Annotated in this window: 15 protein-coding genes; 4 read left to right on the forward strand and 11 right to left on the reverse strand. The window is 66.1% G+C overall.

The window, feature by feature from the left end; genetic code table 11:
• Nucleotides 1–21: 21 nt before the first annotated feature.
• The 6 genes from ACPV3N_RS13185 to ACPV3N_RS13210 form a co-directional block, all read right to left on the reverse strand.
• Nucleotides 22–438: a DUF6691 family protein gene (locus ACPV3N_RS13185; protein WP_440118532.1), complete on the reverse strand. Its 417-nt coding sequence runs from the start codon at nt 436–438 to the stop codon at nt 22–24.
• A complete protein-coding gene (locus ACPV3N_RS13190; protein WP_440118534.1) occupies nt 435–884 on the reverse strand; it encodes a YeeE/YedE family protein in 450 nt (149 codons plus the stop codon). The genes ACPV3N_RS13185 and ACPV3N_RS13190 overlap by 4 nt, the downstream gene beginning before the upstream one ends.
• Nucleotides 885–963: 79 nt before the next feature.
• Entirely contained in the window at nt 964–2,472 is a 1,509-nt protein-coding gene (glpK, locus tag ACPV3N_RS13195) for a glycerol kinase GlpK (RefSeq protein WP_440118536.1), read from the reverse strand.
• A 38-nt stretch (nt 2,473–2,510) separates the two neighbouring features.
• Nucleotides 2,511–4,082, reverse strand: coding sequence for an MDR family MFS transporter (locus ACPV3N_RS13200; RefSeq protein WP_440118538.1), 1,572 nt, complete (start codon nt 4,080–4,082; stop codon nt 2,511–2,513).
• Nucleotides 4,083–4,091: 9 nt separating this feature from the next.
• A complete protein-coding gene (locus ACPV3N_RS13205) occupies nt 4,092–5,177 on the reverse strand; it encodes an HlyD family secretion protein (RefSeq protein WP_440118540.1) in 1,086 nt (361 codons plus the stop codon).
• Complete coding sequence (locus ACPV3N_RS13210; protein WP_440118542.1) at nt 5,170–5,613, reverse strand: MarR family winged helix-turn-helix transcriptional regulator; 444 nt, start codon at nt 5,611–5,613, stop codon at nt 5,170–5,172. The genes ACPV3N_RS13205 and ACPV3N_RS13210 overlap by 8 nt, the downstream gene beginning before the upstream one ends.
• Before the next feature lie 141 nt (nt 5,614–5,754).
• Between ACPV3N_RS13210 and ACPV3N_RS13215 the strand changes: the two genes are divergently transcribed.
• Nucleotides 5,755–6,540 carry an enoyl-CoA hydratase-related protein gene (locus ACPV3N_RS13215; protein WP_440118544.1) on the forward strand — a complete coding sequence of 262 codons (786 nt, stop codon included), beginning with the start codon at nt 5,755–5,757 and terminating at the stop codon, nt 6,538–6,540.
• A gap of 6 nt (nt 6,541–6,546) precedes the next feature.
• Here ACPV3N_RS13215 and ACPV3N_RS13220 read toward each other — a convergent pair whose 3' ends face one another.
• Complete coding sequence (locus tag ACPV3N_RS13220) at nt 6,547–7,629, reverse strand: helix-turn-helix transcriptional regulator (RefSeq protein ID WP_440118546.1); 1,083 nt, start codon at nt 7,627–7,629, stop codon at nt 6,547–6,549.
• A gap of 64 nt (nt 7,630–7,693) precedes the next feature.
• Here ACPV3N_RS13220 and cysD point away from each other — a divergent pair, with 64 nt between their 5' ends.
• The 3 genes from cysD to ACPV3N_RS13235 are packed head-to-tail and all read left to right on the forward strand — an operon-like array spanning nt 7,694 to nt 11,270.
• Nucleotides 7,694–8,614, forward strand: a complete 921-nt coding sequence (cysD, locus tag ACPV3N_RS13225) for a sulfate adenylyltransferase subunit CysD (protein WP_440118548.1) — start codon at nt 7,694–7,696, stop codon at nt 8,612–8,614.
• Nucleotides 8,614–10,536 carry a sulfate adenylyltransferase subunit CysN gene (gene cysN / locus ACPV3N_RS13230; protein WP_440118550.1) on the forward strand — a complete coding sequence of 641 codons (1,923 nt, stop codon included), beginning with the start codon at nt 8,614–8,616 and terminating at the stop codon, nt 10,534–10,536. Before cysD ends, cysN begins: the two co-directional genes overlap by 1 nt.
• Before the next feature lie 2 nt (nt 10,537–10,538).
• Nucleotides 10,539–11,270, forward strand: coding sequence for a 3'(2'),5'-bisphosphate nucleotidase CysQ (locus tag ACPV3N_RS13235; protein ID WP_440118558.1), 732 nt, complete (start codon nt 10,539–10,541; stop codon nt 11,268–11,270).
• A gap of 4 nt (nt 11,271–11,274) precedes the next feature.
• Here ACPV3N_RS13235 and fghA read toward each other — a convergent pair whose 3' ends face one another.
• The 4 genes from fghA to ACPV3N_RS13255 form a co-directional block, all read right to left on the reverse strand.
• The gene (gene fghA, locus ACPV3N_RS13240) at nt 11,275–12,111 is read right to left on the reverse strand and encodes an S-formylglutathione hydrolase (RefSeq protein WP_440118552.1); all 837 of its coding nucleotides are present in this window, start codon (nt 12,109–12,111) and stop codon (nt 11,275–11,277) included.
• The gene (locus tag ACPV3N_RS13245) at nt 12,111–13,223 is read right to left on the reverse strand and encodes an S-(hydroxymethyl)glutathione dehydrogenase/class III alcohol dehydrogenase (RefSeq protein WP_440118554.1); all 1,113 of its coding nucleotides are present in this window, start codon (nt 13,221–13,223) and stop codon (nt 12,111–12,113) included. The genes fghA and ACPV3N_RS13245 overlap by 1 nt, the downstream gene beginning before the upstream one ends.
• Before the next feature lie 84 nt (nt 13,224–13,307).
• Nucleotides 13,308–14,180 carry a 3-hydroxyisobutyrate dehydrogenase gene (mmsB, locus tag ACPV3N_RS13250; protein ID WP_440118556.1) on the reverse strand — a complete coding sequence of 291 codons (873 nt, stop codon included), beginning with the start codon at nt 14,178–14,180 and terminating at the stop codon, nt 13,308–13,310.
• Between the two features lie 25 nt (nt 14,181–14,205).
• A partial coding sequence (locus tag ACPV3N_RS13255; protein ID WP_440118560.1) for an acyl-CoA dehydrogenase family protein occupies nt 14,206–14,348 on the reverse strand: 143 nt, incomplete at its 5' end.

Genomic DNA, 14,348 nt, shown 5'->3' on the forward strand with positions numbered 1-14,348 from the left:
CCGCGCGCTAAATCCAGGCGTTCAGTCCCGCAGGGCGACCTTGTGCAGGACCATCCCGGCGAGCATCGCGCCGACGAACCACAGGGCCTTGAGCGGGGCGACCGACAGCACGGCGAGCGCGGGGCCGGGGCACAGCCCGGCAATGCCCCAGCCGATGCCGAAGACGGCGGCCCCCATGACCAGTGGTGCGGTCACGTCGGATCGCTCGGGCAAGGCGAAGGCATCGGCCAGAAGCGGGCGGCCCAGGCGTTTCTGGATTCGCCAGGCCGCCGCCATCACCAGCACGGCGCCGGCCATCACGAAGGCGAGCGTCGGGTCCCAGTCGCCGAAGATGTCGAGAAATCCGCGAACGCGGGCCGGATCGGTCATGCCGCCGAGCGCCAGACCCGATCCGAACAGCGTTCCCGCCAGAAGCGGGAGTCCGATCCGCGCGATCATGGGAGAATCCCCGGAAGAAGCGCCTCGCTGAGCGCAACGGTAGCCATGCCGGCTGCCATGAACACCGCGGTCGCCACCAGCGAGCGCTGCGACCAGCGGCTGACACCGCAAACTCCGTGACCGCTCGTGCAGCCGCTGCCAAGGCGTGTGCCGAAGCCGACGAAAAGCCCGGCGATGACCAGCGGCACGGGGCCTGCGAAGGTCGCAGGCTCCTGCCCTGCAATCGCGGTGACGATATACGCCCCGAGCGGCAACCCGATCACGAAGGACCACGCGGACGACCGGCCGAGAGATCCGCCGGAAAGGCCGATCGCCCGGCCGAGCAGCCCGGAGACGCCGGCGATACGGCCGAGGCCTACGAGCATCAACGCCGCCGCGAGCCCGATGAGTACGCCCCCGGCGAGACCGGCCGCCGGAGCGGCGCCGGGAAAGCCTGGCAGGATCACGGACGTCGCCGGCCCAGGACCGACCCGATGGCATGAAGACAGGACATATGAGGATTATCTAATATTCAGCCGATGCAAGTCAACCTGCGGCATTCGCCTGCGCGGTCAGGATCGTCGCGACGGCGGCACGCCAGCCGTCACGCAATCGGGAACGTCTGTCCTTGCCCATCGAGGGGGAGAAACGCCGGCTGCACCGCCAGGTTGCCGACAACGCCTCCAGGTCGGCCCAGAACCCGGTTGCCAATCCTGCAAGAAATGCCGCCCCCAAGGCGGTCGTTTCGACGTTGGCGGGCCGTTCGACCTCGGCATCGAGCACGTCGGCGAGGAACTGACACAACCAGTCGTTGGCGGCCATCCCGCCATCGACCCGTATCGCGCCCAGCCTGTTCGCTCCGTCGGCGATCATCGCCTCGACGAGATCCATTGTCTGGAAGGCGACCGACTCGAGCGCCGCGCGCGCGAGGTGCGCCTTCCCCGCGTCGAGCGTCAGGCCCAGGATGGCCCCCCGCGCATCCGGGTCCCAATACGGCGCGCCGAGCCCGACGAAGGCCGGGACCATGGTCACGCCGTGGTCGTCGGGAACGCTCTCGGCGAGCCGCGCAGTATCGCCCGCGCCATCAATCGTGCCCAGCCGGTCGCGCAGCCACTTGATCGCGGCTCCGGCGACGAAGATCGATCCCTCGACCGCATAGGTCATCCTCCCTCCGAGCCTGTAGGCGGGCGTCGTCAGCAGCCGATGATCCGATGCAATCGCCTGGGAGCCGGTGTTGAGGAGCAGGAAACAGCCAGTGCCGTAGGTCGACTTGGCCATGCCGGGATCGAAGCAGGCCTGCCCGAAGAGGGCCGCCTGCTGGTCTCCCGCCATCCCGGCAATCGGAACCGGCACATCGAGCAGCCCTTCGGCGGTGTTTCCAAACAGGTGGCTGTTGTCGTGCACCTCGGGCAGCATCGCCATCGGGACGCGGAACAGGGCGCACAGGTCTTCATCCCAGCGCTGGGCGTGAATGTCGTAGAGCATCGTGCGGCCCGCGTTGGTCACGTCGGTCGCGTGGACCGCGCCGCCCGTCAGCCGCCAGAGCAGGAAGCTGTCGATCGTCCCGAACGCCAACTCGCCCGCTTCGCCGCGCGCTCTTGCTCCTTCGACGTTGTCGAGAATCCAGGCGATCTTGGTCGCCGAGAAATAGGGGTCGAGCAGCAATCCCGTCCGGGCGCTGACGATGTCCTCGTGGCCGGCCATGCGCAGATCAGCGCACGTCTGCGCGGTGCGACGGTCCTGCCACACGATGGCGCGGTGCACGGGATCGCCCGTTGCTCGGTCCCAGACGACCACCGTTTCGCGTTGGTTGGTGATGCCGATCCCGGCGAGCCGGTCTGCCCCTACCCCGCTGGCCGCGATCGCCTCGCGCAAGGTGGCAAGGGTGTCGCGCCAGATGTCTTCAGGGTCGTGCTCGACCCATCCGCTCTGGGGATAGTGCTGCTCAAACTCGCGCTGCGCGGTCGCCACCGGCCGCGCCTGGTGATCGAACACGATCGTTCGAGTAGACGTCGTCCCCTGATCGATTGCCAAAACGTGCGTCGGCTGCGCCATGTCCCGTCGTCACCCTCCCCCCGGCCGTATCCCGCGCCCTAAACCGGCAGGCGCCGGGCCGGACGCATAAGCAGGATCAGCGGCAGGACCGCAACGCTGATCCACATCATCAGATAAAAATCATCGACATAGGCGACCATAGCCGCTTGCCGGTTGATTTCCATATCGATGGCCTGGAGCGCTCCCGATCCCAGGTGCTGGAAGCGATCGACTGCCGAGAGGTCGACAAGCGCGGTCGATGACGGCGTTACGTGACTCGCGAGATCGGCGTGGCTCGTCTGGATGTTTACGCCCAGGAGCGTCGTCGTCACCGAAATCCCGACCGATGCGCCGAGTGACCGCATGAGGATGAGCAGGCTCGATCCTTCGGTACGCAAATCGGGCGCGAGGGTCGCGAAGGCCGCGTTGTTGAGCGAGATGAACACCAGCCCCATTCCAAGTCCCTGCACGAAACCGGTCACCACGATGGTCTGCTGGTCGATCCCCAGCGACCATCCGGACATCTGCCAGAACGAAAGCGCCGTCAGGAGGAATCCGCTGAAGATCAGATAGCGGGGATCGTAGCCGCGGCGGGTCAGTTGCCCGGCGATCTGCATGCTGACCAGAGTGCCGATCCCGCGCGGCATCAGCACCCAGCCGGTGTCGATGACCGAGTACCCGAACAGGCGCTGCAGCATCGGAGGCATGAGCGCCATGGTGGCGAAAACAGCCACCCCGATCGCGCCCATGAACATGAGCGAGACGACATAGTTGCGGTCGGCGAACAGCGCCCGGTTGAACAGCGTGCCCCGCCTGTGGGTCGCCAGGTGGACGACGCTGATCCATCCGCAGCTCACGACGGCGACGGCGTAGAACCATATCTCGGGGGAATCGAACCAGTCCTCCTGTGCACCGCGATCCAGCATCATCTGGAGCGCCGCGATCGCCAGCGCGATCATCGAAAACCCGAACAGGTCGAACCGCCGGCTCCTGATCACGCGCGAGGGCAACTCGGCAAGCAGGATCGCAAGTGCGATCGCTCCCAGGGGGACGTTGACATAGAAGACCCAGCGCCAGTTCCAGTTTTCGGTCAGCCAGCCGCCGAGCAACGGCCCGAGGATCGGTCCGATCATGATCCCCATAGCCCATACGCCCATCATCTGCGCCTGCCGCGACGGCTTGTTCACATCGAGCATCGCGGCCTGGCTGAGCGGACCGATGAACGCCCCCGTCACCCCCTGGAGTGCACGGAACAGGACCATCTCCTCGATGTTCTGGGCCATGCCGCACAACATCGAGGAGACGACGAATCCGGCGGTGGAGGCGATGAACAAGCGACGGGACCCCACACGGTCGGCCAGCCAGCCCGTAATCGGCATGGCCACGGCGCTGGCGACGATGTAGCTCGTCAGGACCCAGCTGATCTCGTCAGGCGTGGCTCCGAGCGACGCCTGCATGTGGGGAATCGCGACATTGGCTATGGTCGTGTCCAGGATCTGCAGCAGAGAGGCGAGCATGACCCCGAAGACGACCAGCCAGGTGTTCCTGACCGGCAGGGCCGCGACATCTTCTTCCGGCGGGATCGCCAACGGGCCGCCCGCGGCGGGCTGACGGGAAGCCGCGGTCGCCATTACGGGTTCCTAGCGTTTCCTGCCGTCGGTGAAGACGGTCACTTGCGTCGACAGGCCGGCGATCAGCGGACGCGGGCTTCTTTCGTCGAGGACAATCTTCACCGGGACTCGCTGTGTAACCTTGACCCAGTTTCCGGTGGCGTTCTGTGCGGGGAGGATGGAAAACTCGCTTCCGGTGCCGGCTCCGATGGCTGAGACGTGCCCCTTCAGCCGCACCTCCGGGTACGCGTCGAAGGTGATCTCGGCGGGCTGGCCCAGGGCCATGCGCGCAAGCTGCGTTTCCTTGAAATTCGCCTCGATATAGCTCGTGCCGGTCGCGACGATGGTCGCGACGGGCAGGCCGCTGACCACCTGCTGACCCTTTTGCAACCGCTCGGCCTGGGTGACACGGCCCGCTATCGGTGCGCGCACCTCCGTGCGCGAGAGGTCGAGTTCGGCTGCGCGCCGCTGCGCCCGAGCGGCGGCGATCGCGGGAAGCTCTCCCGGCACCTGGGCGCCGCTCGATAGTCTTGCTGCCGCCTCGGCCTTCCGGGCCTGCGCGCCCCGCATTTCCTCGCGCGCCTGGGCGACCTGATGCCGGGCCGCTTCGTAGTCCGTTTTCGTGGTGAAGCCCTTCTGCCACAACGCTTCCTGCCGCTCGAGATTGGCCTGCGCAAAGGCCATGTCCTCGGCCGCCGCCGCGATGTCGGCGCCAGACAGCGCCGGAGCGCTGGCTAGCGCGGTGGCACCTGCCTGCGCAGCTGCGATGGCGGCGTCAGCCTGCGCGATCCGGATCCGGTATGGTGCAGGATCGATACGGAACATCAGGTCGCCCGCCCGCACCTCGTCCTCGTCGTCGACCATGACCTCGGCGATCTGCCCGCCGACCTCAGCGGTGATCGACACCTTGTCCTGCCGGACGTAGGCATTGTCGGTGGTCACCTTGCCCTGCAGGCTGAGCCAGTAACCCCCCGCCGTCGCGATCACGACAAGCGGCACCCCTGCCATCAGCGCAAGGCGCTTCCACGGCCGCGAAGTGGTACGGGTCGCGCCTTCGACCGCCTCGGCAAGGCCGGTGGCCTCGTCCACCTCGATCTGCGGATCGCGATCAGCCATTGGCGGCAATCCCCTCTCCACCGGAGCGGGAAAGATTGTCGCGAATGCGCTCGAGCAGATCGCGCAGGACGAGCCGTTCAGCCTCGCTCAACCCGTCGAGCGCATCCTCGACCATGGCATCCGCGAGGGGGCGCAACTGATCGAGCACCCCGCGGGCGCGATCGGTAAGAAACAGTCGCCAGCTGCGCCTGTCGGCCGGATCGGCCCGCCGCTCGACAAGGCCCGCTTCCTGCAGGCGGTCAACCATCCGGCACACCGTAATCGGCTCGACATCGAGACGTTCGGCAAGCCCGCCCTGGTTGATCCCTTCGTACCGGGCGAGATTGACGAGGACGAGCCATTGCTGGCGCGTGACGCCGATGTCACGGGCGCGCGCGTCGAAACTGCGCCGCATGAGCCGCGAGGTATCAGCGAGGATCGAGGCAATGTTATCCATAACGACGGTGTTTATAACCATGCTTATGGTTGTCAATCCGAGCCGGCGCGCGGCGCGGGGGACTCGCAGGTCGGTTGCAATCGCGGACCCTTTCGCGCACACCGCGCCAAGAAAAAAATCTGCCGCGGGAGTACGGATGCCATGAGCGAATTCGAAACCATCAAGGTCGCGCGCGATGGTCAGGTTGCGACGATCACGCTCGCCCGCCCCGAGCGTCTCAACGCCTGTCCTCCGCAGATGGCGGACGAGATCTTCTCTGCAATCCGGTCTTTGGGCGACGCGCGCGCGGTGCTGATGCGCGGCGAAGGACGTGCCTTTTGTTCGGGGGCCGATCTCGCGGCGAACTCCGGCGTCTCGATGCCGGGCGGCGACCGGGCGTTCGGCTCGCTCAGCCAGCATTACAACCCGCTCATCCAGGCGCTCGCGAGCCTTCCCGTCCCGGTCGTCTGCGCAGTCCAGGGACCGGCGGCCGGTGTCGGATGCTCGATCGCGCTTGCCGCCGATTTCGTCATCGCCGGCAGGAGCGGCTATTTCCTGCAGGCGTTCGTCAACATCGGCCTGGTGCCCGATGGCGGATCGAGCTGGATGCTGCCCCGGCTGGTCGGCACCGCGCAGGCAACCCGGATGATGATGCTCGGGGAAAAGATCCATGCCGACGAGGCGGAGCGTATCGGCCTCATCTACCGGTGCGTCGAGGACGACGACCTTGATACCGAGGCAGCGGCCCTCGCCGCTCGCCTGGCAGCGGGGCCGACGGTCGCACTCGGACTCATGAAACAGACCCTGCGCGAAGGATTGCAGTCCGACCTCGCGACCGTTCTCGCCGCCGAGGCGCGAACCCAGCGGATCGCCGGGGGCACGCGCGACGCCGTAGAGGGCGCGTCGGCCTTCCTGGCGAAGCGCAAGCCAGAATTCTCGGGCAGCTGACGGCGTTCAGGCGAGCGCGAGGACCCCGGTGAGGATGTTGCGCACCAGGTCGACCTGCCCCCGCGCCCCGGTCTTGGCGTATATCTTTTTCGAGTAGTTGCGCGCGGTTTCGACCGTCAGGCCACATGCGGTCGCTCCGTCGGCGATCGACATGCCCTGCGATAGCGCCCAGGCCAGCCGGGCCTCGGACGGCGTCAGGCCGAACAGACCAACCAGCTGGTCCTGCCTGTCGGCGCGGGACGAGCGGTCGCCCCGAAGGTAGACCACGGCGGCGGCGTGGGCGCCCCCGACGAGAGAGGCGATCCGCAGCGGCGCGACAAGTATGTCGATCCACGGATCCCGACTGAGGTTGATCGCGCGCGGCGCATGCCGTGGATTCAGCGCGCATTCGCGGACATGCGCGGTCATCAGCCGGTCTACGTCCGCCGCCGCAGGCGTCAGGCGTTCATAAGCCGCCCGGCGCAATACACCCGAGCGTGCAAGAAAACGCTCGGCCTGGTCGTCGCAGTCGACGATCCGGCAGCGCGCATCGAGGGCGATCCAGCCGAAATTCATGCGCGAAAAGGCCTCGGCGTTCACCTCCGAGCGCGCGCGCTCCCGTTCGAGCGCAGTAAACGTGCGCTGCGCGACCCTAAGATGCGGCGACAGCGCGACGAGGAGGTTGCCGACATCGGGTCCGATGGGCGAGTCACCGGCGAGCAGGATTGTCGCTTCAACACCCGCGGGATTGGCCAGTCGCATAAGGGCCGTCCCGCCCCCCGGTCGCGGCCGCCCGCCATCCGGCGAGCGGATACCCTGGGCAAGCTCGCCAAGCGAATAAACCCGTCCGTCACGCATCGCTGCCAGCAGTCCCCGTTCGCCCTGCGGCCATGCAGATAGCGTTTCTGCGATTTCGCGGGGCATGATCCCGCTCACGAGCGTGAGTCTGCCCGGATCGTCATCGGCGTTCGTGCGAAGCAACAGGGCGGCATGGTCGCATCCGCTTACCCTCCGCAGCCGCGCCAGAAACGTCTGCCACATCGGCTGTTCGAAAATGCCGTCGTGCAACGGCACAAGCAGATCCGTCTCGCCGAGATTGGGAATGCGCATGCCTGTCCATAGCACTCCCATTTGGGAGGTCCAATCCCCCTGTCATCGGATAGATCCGCGCGCCATGACCGAACCTGCGGCCCTTACCCATCTACAACGCCTTGAAGCCGAGGCGATCCACATCATGCGCGAGGTCGTCGCCGAGGCCGAGAAGCCGGTCATGCTCTACTCGGTGGGCAAGGACAGCGCGGTGATGCTGCACGTCGCGCGCAAGGCGTTCTTCCCTTCGCCGCCGCCGTTTCCTCTGCTCCACGTCGATACGACATGGAAATTCAAGGCGATGTACGACCTGCGCGATCGCGCTGCGGCCGAGGCCGGGATGGAATTGCTCGTCCATCGCAATCCCGAGGCGGAAGAACGCGGCATCAACCCGTTCGATCACGGGCCGCTCCACACCGATATGTGGAAGACCGAGGGCCTCAAGCAGGCGCTGGACCATCACGGTTTCGACGTGGCCTTCGGCGGTGCCAGGCGGGACGAGGAAAAGAGCCGAGCCAAGGAACGGATCTTCAGCTTCCGGACCGCCAGCCACGGCTGGGATCCCAAGAACCAGCGGCCCGAGTTGTGGAACCTCTACAATGCCAGAAAACGCAAGGGCGAGAGCATCCGGGTGTTCCCGCTGTCCAATTGGACCGAACTGGATATCTGGCAATACATCATGTCCGAGGGGATCGAAATCGTCCCGCTCTACTTCGCCGCCCCGCGTCCCACGTTCGTGCACGAAGGGTTGATGCTCATGGCCGATGATATCGAGCGGCTCGAGCAGGTGCTCGGCCACAGGCCGGAGATTGCCACGAAATCGGTGCGCTTCCGGACGCTGGGATGCTTTCCCCTGACCGGCGCCATCGAGAGCGAAGCATCCACCCTGAGCGACGTGATCCGCGAAATGCTGCTCGCAACCACGAGCGAGCGCCAGGGCCGCGCGATCGACCGGGATGCCGGAGGCGCCGGGATGGAAGTAAAGAAGCAGCAGGGGTACTTCTGATGACCGACCAGGCCGGTGGCCCCTCCTACCGCACCGATGCGCTGATCGCCGAAGACATCGACGCCTATCTGGACAGGCACCAGCACAAATCGATGCTGCGGTTCATCACCTGCGGCAGCGTCGACGACGGCAAATCAACCCTGATCGGCCGCCTGCTCTACGACAGCAAGATGATCTTCGAGGACCAGCTCGCCGCCCTCGAAAGCGACAGCAGGAGGGTCGGCACGCAAGGACAGGACATCGATTTTGCGCTGCTCGTCGACGGCCTCGCCGCCGAGCGCGAACAGGGGATCACGATCGACGTCGCCTATCGCTTCTTCGCGACCGAAAAGCGCAAGTTCATCGTCGCCGATTGCCCGGGGCACGAACAGTACACGCGCAACATGGTCACCGGCGCGAGCACCGCCGATCTTGCCGTGATCCTGGTCGATGCGCGAAAGGGCGTTCTCGTCCAGACGCGGCGGCACAGTTTCCTGTGCCATCAACTCGGCATTCGGGACTTCGTGCTCGCGATCAACAAGATGGACCTGGTCGAGTACGCCAGCGACGTCTTCGAGCGGATCGTAGACGAGTATCGCGACTTCGCGGCCAAGATCGGGATCGAACGCTTTACCGCGATCCCGATTTCCGGCTTCAGGGGGGATAACATCACCGCCGCGCCGAGCGAACACACCCCGTGGTTTTACGGCCCGAGCCTGGTCGAACATCTCGAATCGGTTGAAATCCTCTCCTCCGGCGAAGCGGACAAGCCGTTCCGTATGCCGGTGCAATGGGTGAACCGGCCCAATCTCGATTTCCGCGGCTTTGCAGGACTGATCGCTTCGGGCAGCGTCGCGCCGGGCGACGAAGTGCGGGTGTTGCCCTCGGGTCGGACAAGCACCGTCGCGTCCATCCCAACGTTCAACGGCGATCTCGACAGCGCGACGGCCGGCCAGTCTGTCACGTTGACCCTGACGGACGAGATCGACTGTTCGCGCGGCAGCGTCCTTGCATCGGCTGGCGATCCACCGCAGGTGGCCGATCAGTTCGAAGCGACGCTGGTCTGGCTGGCAGATGAGGATCTGCATGTCGGGCGGGGCTACTGGCTCAAGCTTGCCACGCAGACCGTCTCCGCCACGGTCCAGGAACCCAAATACCGGATCGACGTCAACACGCTCGACCGGCTGGCCGCGAAGACGCTGTCTCTCAACGACATCGGCGTGGCCCAGGTATTCGCCGACAAGCCGCTCGTGTTCGAACCGTACGCGACGAACCGGACGCTCGGCGGATTCATCCTGATCGACAAGGTGACCAATGCCACCGTCGCGGCCGGGATGCTCCGCTTCAGCCTGCGCCGCAGCCAGAACGTGCACTGGCAACCGGTCGACATCACCCGCGAGCATCACGCCGCGATGAAGAACCAGACCCCGCGCGTGCTGTGGTTCACCGGCCTTTCGGGATCGGGCAAGTCGACCATCGCCAACGAAGTCGAAAAGCAGCTTGCGCTTATGAACCGGCACACGTTCCTGCTCGACGGGGACAACGTACGTCACGGGCTCAACAAGGACCTGGGGTTCACCGAGGCCGACCGGATCGAGAACATCCGCCGCATCGGGGAAGTTGCCAGGTTGATGACCGACGCCGGTCTGATCGTGCTTACCGCCTTCATCAGTCCTTTCCGGGCCGAACGGCAGATGGTGCGCGACATGCTCGCCGAGCGCGAATTCGTCGAAATTTTCGTCGACACCCCGCTCGAAGTCGCCGAAGCGCGCGATGTCAAAGGCCTGTACAGGAAGGCGCGGGAGGGCAAGCTGAAGAACTTCACCGGCATCGACAGCCCCTACGAGCCACCCGAGAATCCGGACATCGTGGTCAACACGGTCGACATGACTCCGGAGGAGGCGGCGCAGTACATCATCCGCCGGATCCTCCCCCTCAAATGAGGATGACCGACGCCGAACTCGCCGCGCGCCTCGCGGATGGCGCAGGGCGCATCCTGCTCAGTATCCGTGCGTCAGGGAAGGTCGCCGGAGCGGCTCTTGGCAAAGCTGGCGACGAGACTGCAAACGAATACCTCGTCCGCGCGCTTCGCGAGGCGCGACCCGAGGACGGTCTTCTCTCGGAAGAAAGCCGGGACAGCGCCGAGCGGCTCGGCAAACGCCGGGTGTGGATCATCGATCCCGTCGACGGTACGAGGGAGTTCGGCGAGGAGCGCACGGACTGGGCCGTGCACGTGGGCCTCTCGATGGACGGTATTGCGAGCGTGGGGGCGGTGGCCCTGCCGGGCCTGGGATTCGTCGTTCGCAGCGATCGGCCCGCCCCGATCCGACCCGCCGCCGAGCCGGCTCGCATCGTTGTCAGCCGTACGCGCCCTCCGGCCGAGGCATCCGCCCTCGCCAAGCGCATTGGCGCGGAACTCGTGCCTATGGGCAGTGCGGGCGCCAAGGCGATGGCGGTGGTGCGCGGCGAGGCGGAGATCTACGTCCATTCCGGCGGCCAGCACGAATGGGACAGCTGCGCCCCCGTCGCGGTTGCACGTGCGCACGGTTTCCACTGCTCCCGGATCGACGGCTCCCCGCTCGTCTATAACCAGCCGGATACGCGCATGCCGGATCTGCTGATCTGCCGGCCCGACCTTGCCGAAAGAGTGCTGGCCGAACTGGCGGCGCTCGCCTGAAGAGTCAGGATTTCAGTCGTTCCGCATGCCAGGCGACGTGCTCGGACATGAAAGTCGAGATGAAGTAATAGGAGTGGTCGTAGCTCTCCTGCATCCGGATCGTCGCCGGGATGCCCGCCGCCTTGCAAGCATCCACGAGGAGCGAAGTCTTGAGTTGTTCGTCAAGGAACTGGTCGGCGGTGCCCTGGTCGACCAGCAGGTCGGGTAGCCGTGCACCATCCGCGATCAGCGCACAGGCATCGTACTCGCGCCAGGCGGCGCGGTCGCTTCCGAGGTAGCCGCCGAGCGCCTTCTCGCCCCACGGGCAGTTCAGCGGGCTGGCGATCGGTGCAAATGCGCTGACCGAGCGGAACCGGCCGGGGTCGCGCAGCGCGATGGTGAGCGCGCCGTGTCCGCCCATCGAGTGACCGGTGATCCCCTGCCGCGTCATGTCGGCCATCGGGAACTCCGCGGCAACGAGTTGTGGCAGCTCGCTCTCGATGTAGCTGCGCATCCGGTAATTCGCGGCCCACGGCGCCTTGGTCGCATCGACGTAGAACCCGGCGCCCTTGCCGAAGTCGTAGCCCTCGTGATCGGGCACCGCGTCGCCGCGCGGGCTGGTGTCCGGGGCAACGAAGATCACCCCGTGCTCGGCGCACGCCGCACGATACTCGCCCTTCTCGGTCACGTTGGCGTGGGTGCAGGTGAGGCCCGAGAGGTACCACAGCACCGGCAACTTCGCGCCGGTTGCGTGGTCGGGAACGAAGACCGAAAACGTCATCTCGGTCCCCGTCTCGCGCGAGGCGTGCCGGTAGACGCCCTGCGTGCCGCCGTGGCTTCTGTTCGCCGAAACCTGCTCCATCAATAGACCACGACCGAACGGATGCTCTCGCCCGCGTGCATCAGGTCGAAGCCCTTGTTGATCTCATCAAGGCTGAGGATATGGGTGATCATCGGGTCGATCGCGATCTGGCCGTCCATGTACATGTCGACGATCTTGGGCACGTCGGTGCGGCCCTTGGCCCCGCCGAACGCGGTGCCGCGCCAGTTGCGCCCGGTGACGAGCTGGAACGGGCGGGTCGCGATCTCCTTGCCCGCCTCGGCCACGCCGATGATGATCGAGGTCCCCCAGCCGCGGTGGCAGCATTCGAGCGCGGTGCGCATGACCTCGACATTGCCCGTGCAATCGAAGCTGTAATCGGCCCCGCCGTCGGTGATCTCGGCGATCCTTGCGATCGTCTCCTCGCGAGAGAGGCCCTTGGTGTTGAGGAAGTCGGTCATGCCGAACTGCCTGCCCCACGCCTCGCGCTCGGGGTTGATGTCGATGCCCACGATCCTGCCCGCGCCCGCGAGCTTCGCGCCCTGGATCACGTTGAGCCCGATCCCGCCAAGGCCGAACACCACGACATTGTCGCCCGGCTCGACCTTGGCGGTGTTGAGTACCGCGCCCACCCCGGTGGTCACCCCGCAGCCGATGTAGCAGCTGGTCTGGAACGGGGCGTCCTCGCGGATCTTCGCCACCGCGATCTCGGGCAGGACGGTGAAGTTCGAGAACGTCGAGCAGCCCATGTAGTGATAAATCGGCTGCCCCTTGTACGAAAACCGCGTGGTTCCGTCGGGCATCAGCCCCTTGCCCTGCGTCGCGCGGATCGCGGTGCACAGGTTCGACTTGCCCGAAAGGCACGTTTTGCACTTCCCGCATTCGGGCGTGTAGAGCGGGATCACGTGGTCGCCCGGCTTGACCGAGGTCACCCCGGCCCCGACTTCGCGCACCACGCCTGCGCCCTCGTGCCCGAGGACGCTGGGGAAGATCCCCTCGCTGTCGAACCCGTCGAGCGTGTAGGCGTCGGTGTGGCAGATGCCGGTCGCCATGATCTCGACCAGCACTTCGCCTTCCTTCGGCCCCTCGAGGTCGAGTTCGACGATCTCGAGCGGCTTCCTGGCTTCGAACGCGACGGCGGCGCGGGTCTTCATCGGGCTACTCCTGGCGCTAGGGGTTCAGCAAACCCGTCCGTTACGCCATGGAACCCGCCTGTCCAATGCCCTCGCCCGGCAAGCTTACTTGAGGGTCCGGATGATCCCGCTGAAATCGACCTCGGCGTTGCCCGCGCCGACGAAGTCCTCGTAAAGCGCCCGCGCGCGCTGGGCGAGCGGGACGGCGGCATCGGCACCTTCGGCGGCATCCATCGCCAGGCGCAGGTCCTTGAGCATGAGGCCGGCCGCGAACCCGCCCGTGTACCCGTTGTCGGCGGGGGTCGTCGGACCGACGCCCGGAACCGGGCAATAGCTCGTCATCGACCAGCACTGGCCGCTGCTGACGCTCGAGATGTCGTAGAACGTCTGCGGGTCGAGACCCAGCTTCTCGGCCATCGCGAACGCTTCGCAAGTGCCGATCATGTGGATGCCGAGCAGCATGTTGTTGCAGATCTTGGCCGCCTGACCGTTCCCGGCGGCGCCCGCGTGGATCACCGCCTTGCCCATGCCCTCGAGAATGGGTCTGGCGCGCTCGAACGCCGTGTCGGAGCCGCCGACCATGAACGTCAGGGTGCCGGCGTTCGCCGCCGCGATGCCGCCGCTGACGGGCGCGTCGACCATGTCGTAACCTGCGTCCTCCGCCGCCGCGATCACCTCGCGCGCGGTGGCGACGTCGATCGTCGAACAATCGAGCAGGATCGCACCCTTGGGCGCGTGGCCGATCACGCTGTTCGTATAGACCGATTGCACGATCTGGCCATTGGGCAGCATCGTCACCACCGCTTCGGCTTCCTCGCAGGCCGCCGCCGCATCGGTGAAGGTCTGGCAGCCGTGGTCGCGTGCCGCGTCGAGCGCCGCTTCAGAGAGGTCGAACGCGCTCAGGTTGTGGCCCGCCTTGACGAGGTTCGCGGCCATCCCGCCGCCCATGTTGCCGAGACCGATAAAGGCGATCTTCATCTGGAAATTCTCCCGTTCGCGCCGTTCATTGCCGGATGAGTTCCCGGCCGACGATCATGCGCATGACCTGGTTGGTTCCTTCTAGGATCGAGTGGACGCGCAGATCGCGCCAGAAGCGCTCGATCGGGTAGTCCTTCAAGTAGCCGTAGCCGCCGAACAGCTGGAGCG

The organism is Tsuneonella sediminis, from assembly GCF_051912845.1.
Classification (GTDB): Bacteria; Pseudomonadota; Alphaproteobacteria; order Sphingomonadales; family Sphingomonadaceae; genus Tsuneonella; species Tsuneonella sediminis.

Excerpts from the sequence above, each read along its gene's own strand:
- ACPV3N_RS13185 (WP_440118532.1), bottom strand. The coding sequence starts at position 438 with ATGATCGCGCGGATCGGACTCCCGCTTCTGGCGGGAACGCTGTTCGGA.
- glpK (WP_440118536.1), bottom strand. The coding sequence starts at position 2,472 with ATGGCGCAGCCGACGCACGTTTTGGCAATCGATCAGGGGACGACGTCT.
- ACPV3N_RS13200 (WP_440118538.1), bottom strand. The coding sequence starts at position 4,082 with ATGGCGACCGCGGCTTCCCGTCAGCCCGCCGCGGGCGGCCCGTTGGCG.
- ACPV3N_RS13205 (WP_440118540.1), bottom strand. The coding sequence starts at position 5,177 with ATGGCTGATCGCGATCCGCAGATCGAGGTGGACGAGGCCACCGGCCTT.
- ACPV3N_RS13210 (WP_440118542.1), bottom strand. The coding sequence starts at position 5,613 with ATGGATAACATTGCCTCGATCCTCGCTGATACCTCGCGGCTCATGCGG.
- ACPV3N_RS13215 (WP_440118544.1), top strand. The coding sequence starts at position 5,755 with ATGAGCGAATTCGAAACCATCAAGGTCGCGCGCGATGGTCAGGTTGCG.
- ACPV3N_RS13220 (WP_440118546.1), bottom strand. The coding sequence starts at position 7,629 with ATGCGCATTCCCAATCTCGGCGAGACGGATCTGCTTGTGCCGTTGCAC.
- cysD (WP_440118548.1), top strand. The coding sequence starts at position 7,694 with ATGACCGAACCTGCGGCCCTTACCCATCTACAACGCCTTGAAGCCGAG.
- cysN (WP_440118550.1), top strand. The coding sequence starts at position 8,614 with ATGACCGACCAGGCCGGTGGCCCCTCCTACCGCACCGATGCGCTGATC.
- ACPV3N_RS13235 (WP_440118558.1), top strand. The coding sequence starts at position 10,539 with ATGACCGACGCCGAACTCGCCGCGCGCCTCGCGGATGGCGCAGGGCGC.
- fghA (WP_440118552.1), bottom strand. The coding sequence starts at position 12,111 with ATGGAGCAGGTTTCGGCGAACAGAAGCCACGGCGGCACGCAGGGCGTC.
- ACPV3N_RS13245 (WP_440118554.1), bottom strand. The coding sequence starts at position 13,223 with ATGAAGACCCGCGCCGCCGTCGCGTTCGAAGCCAGGAAGCCGCTCGAG.
- mmsB (WP_440118556.1), bottom strand. The coding sequence starts at position 14,180 with ATGAAGATCGCCTTTATCGGTCTCGGCAACATGGGCGGCGGGATGGCC.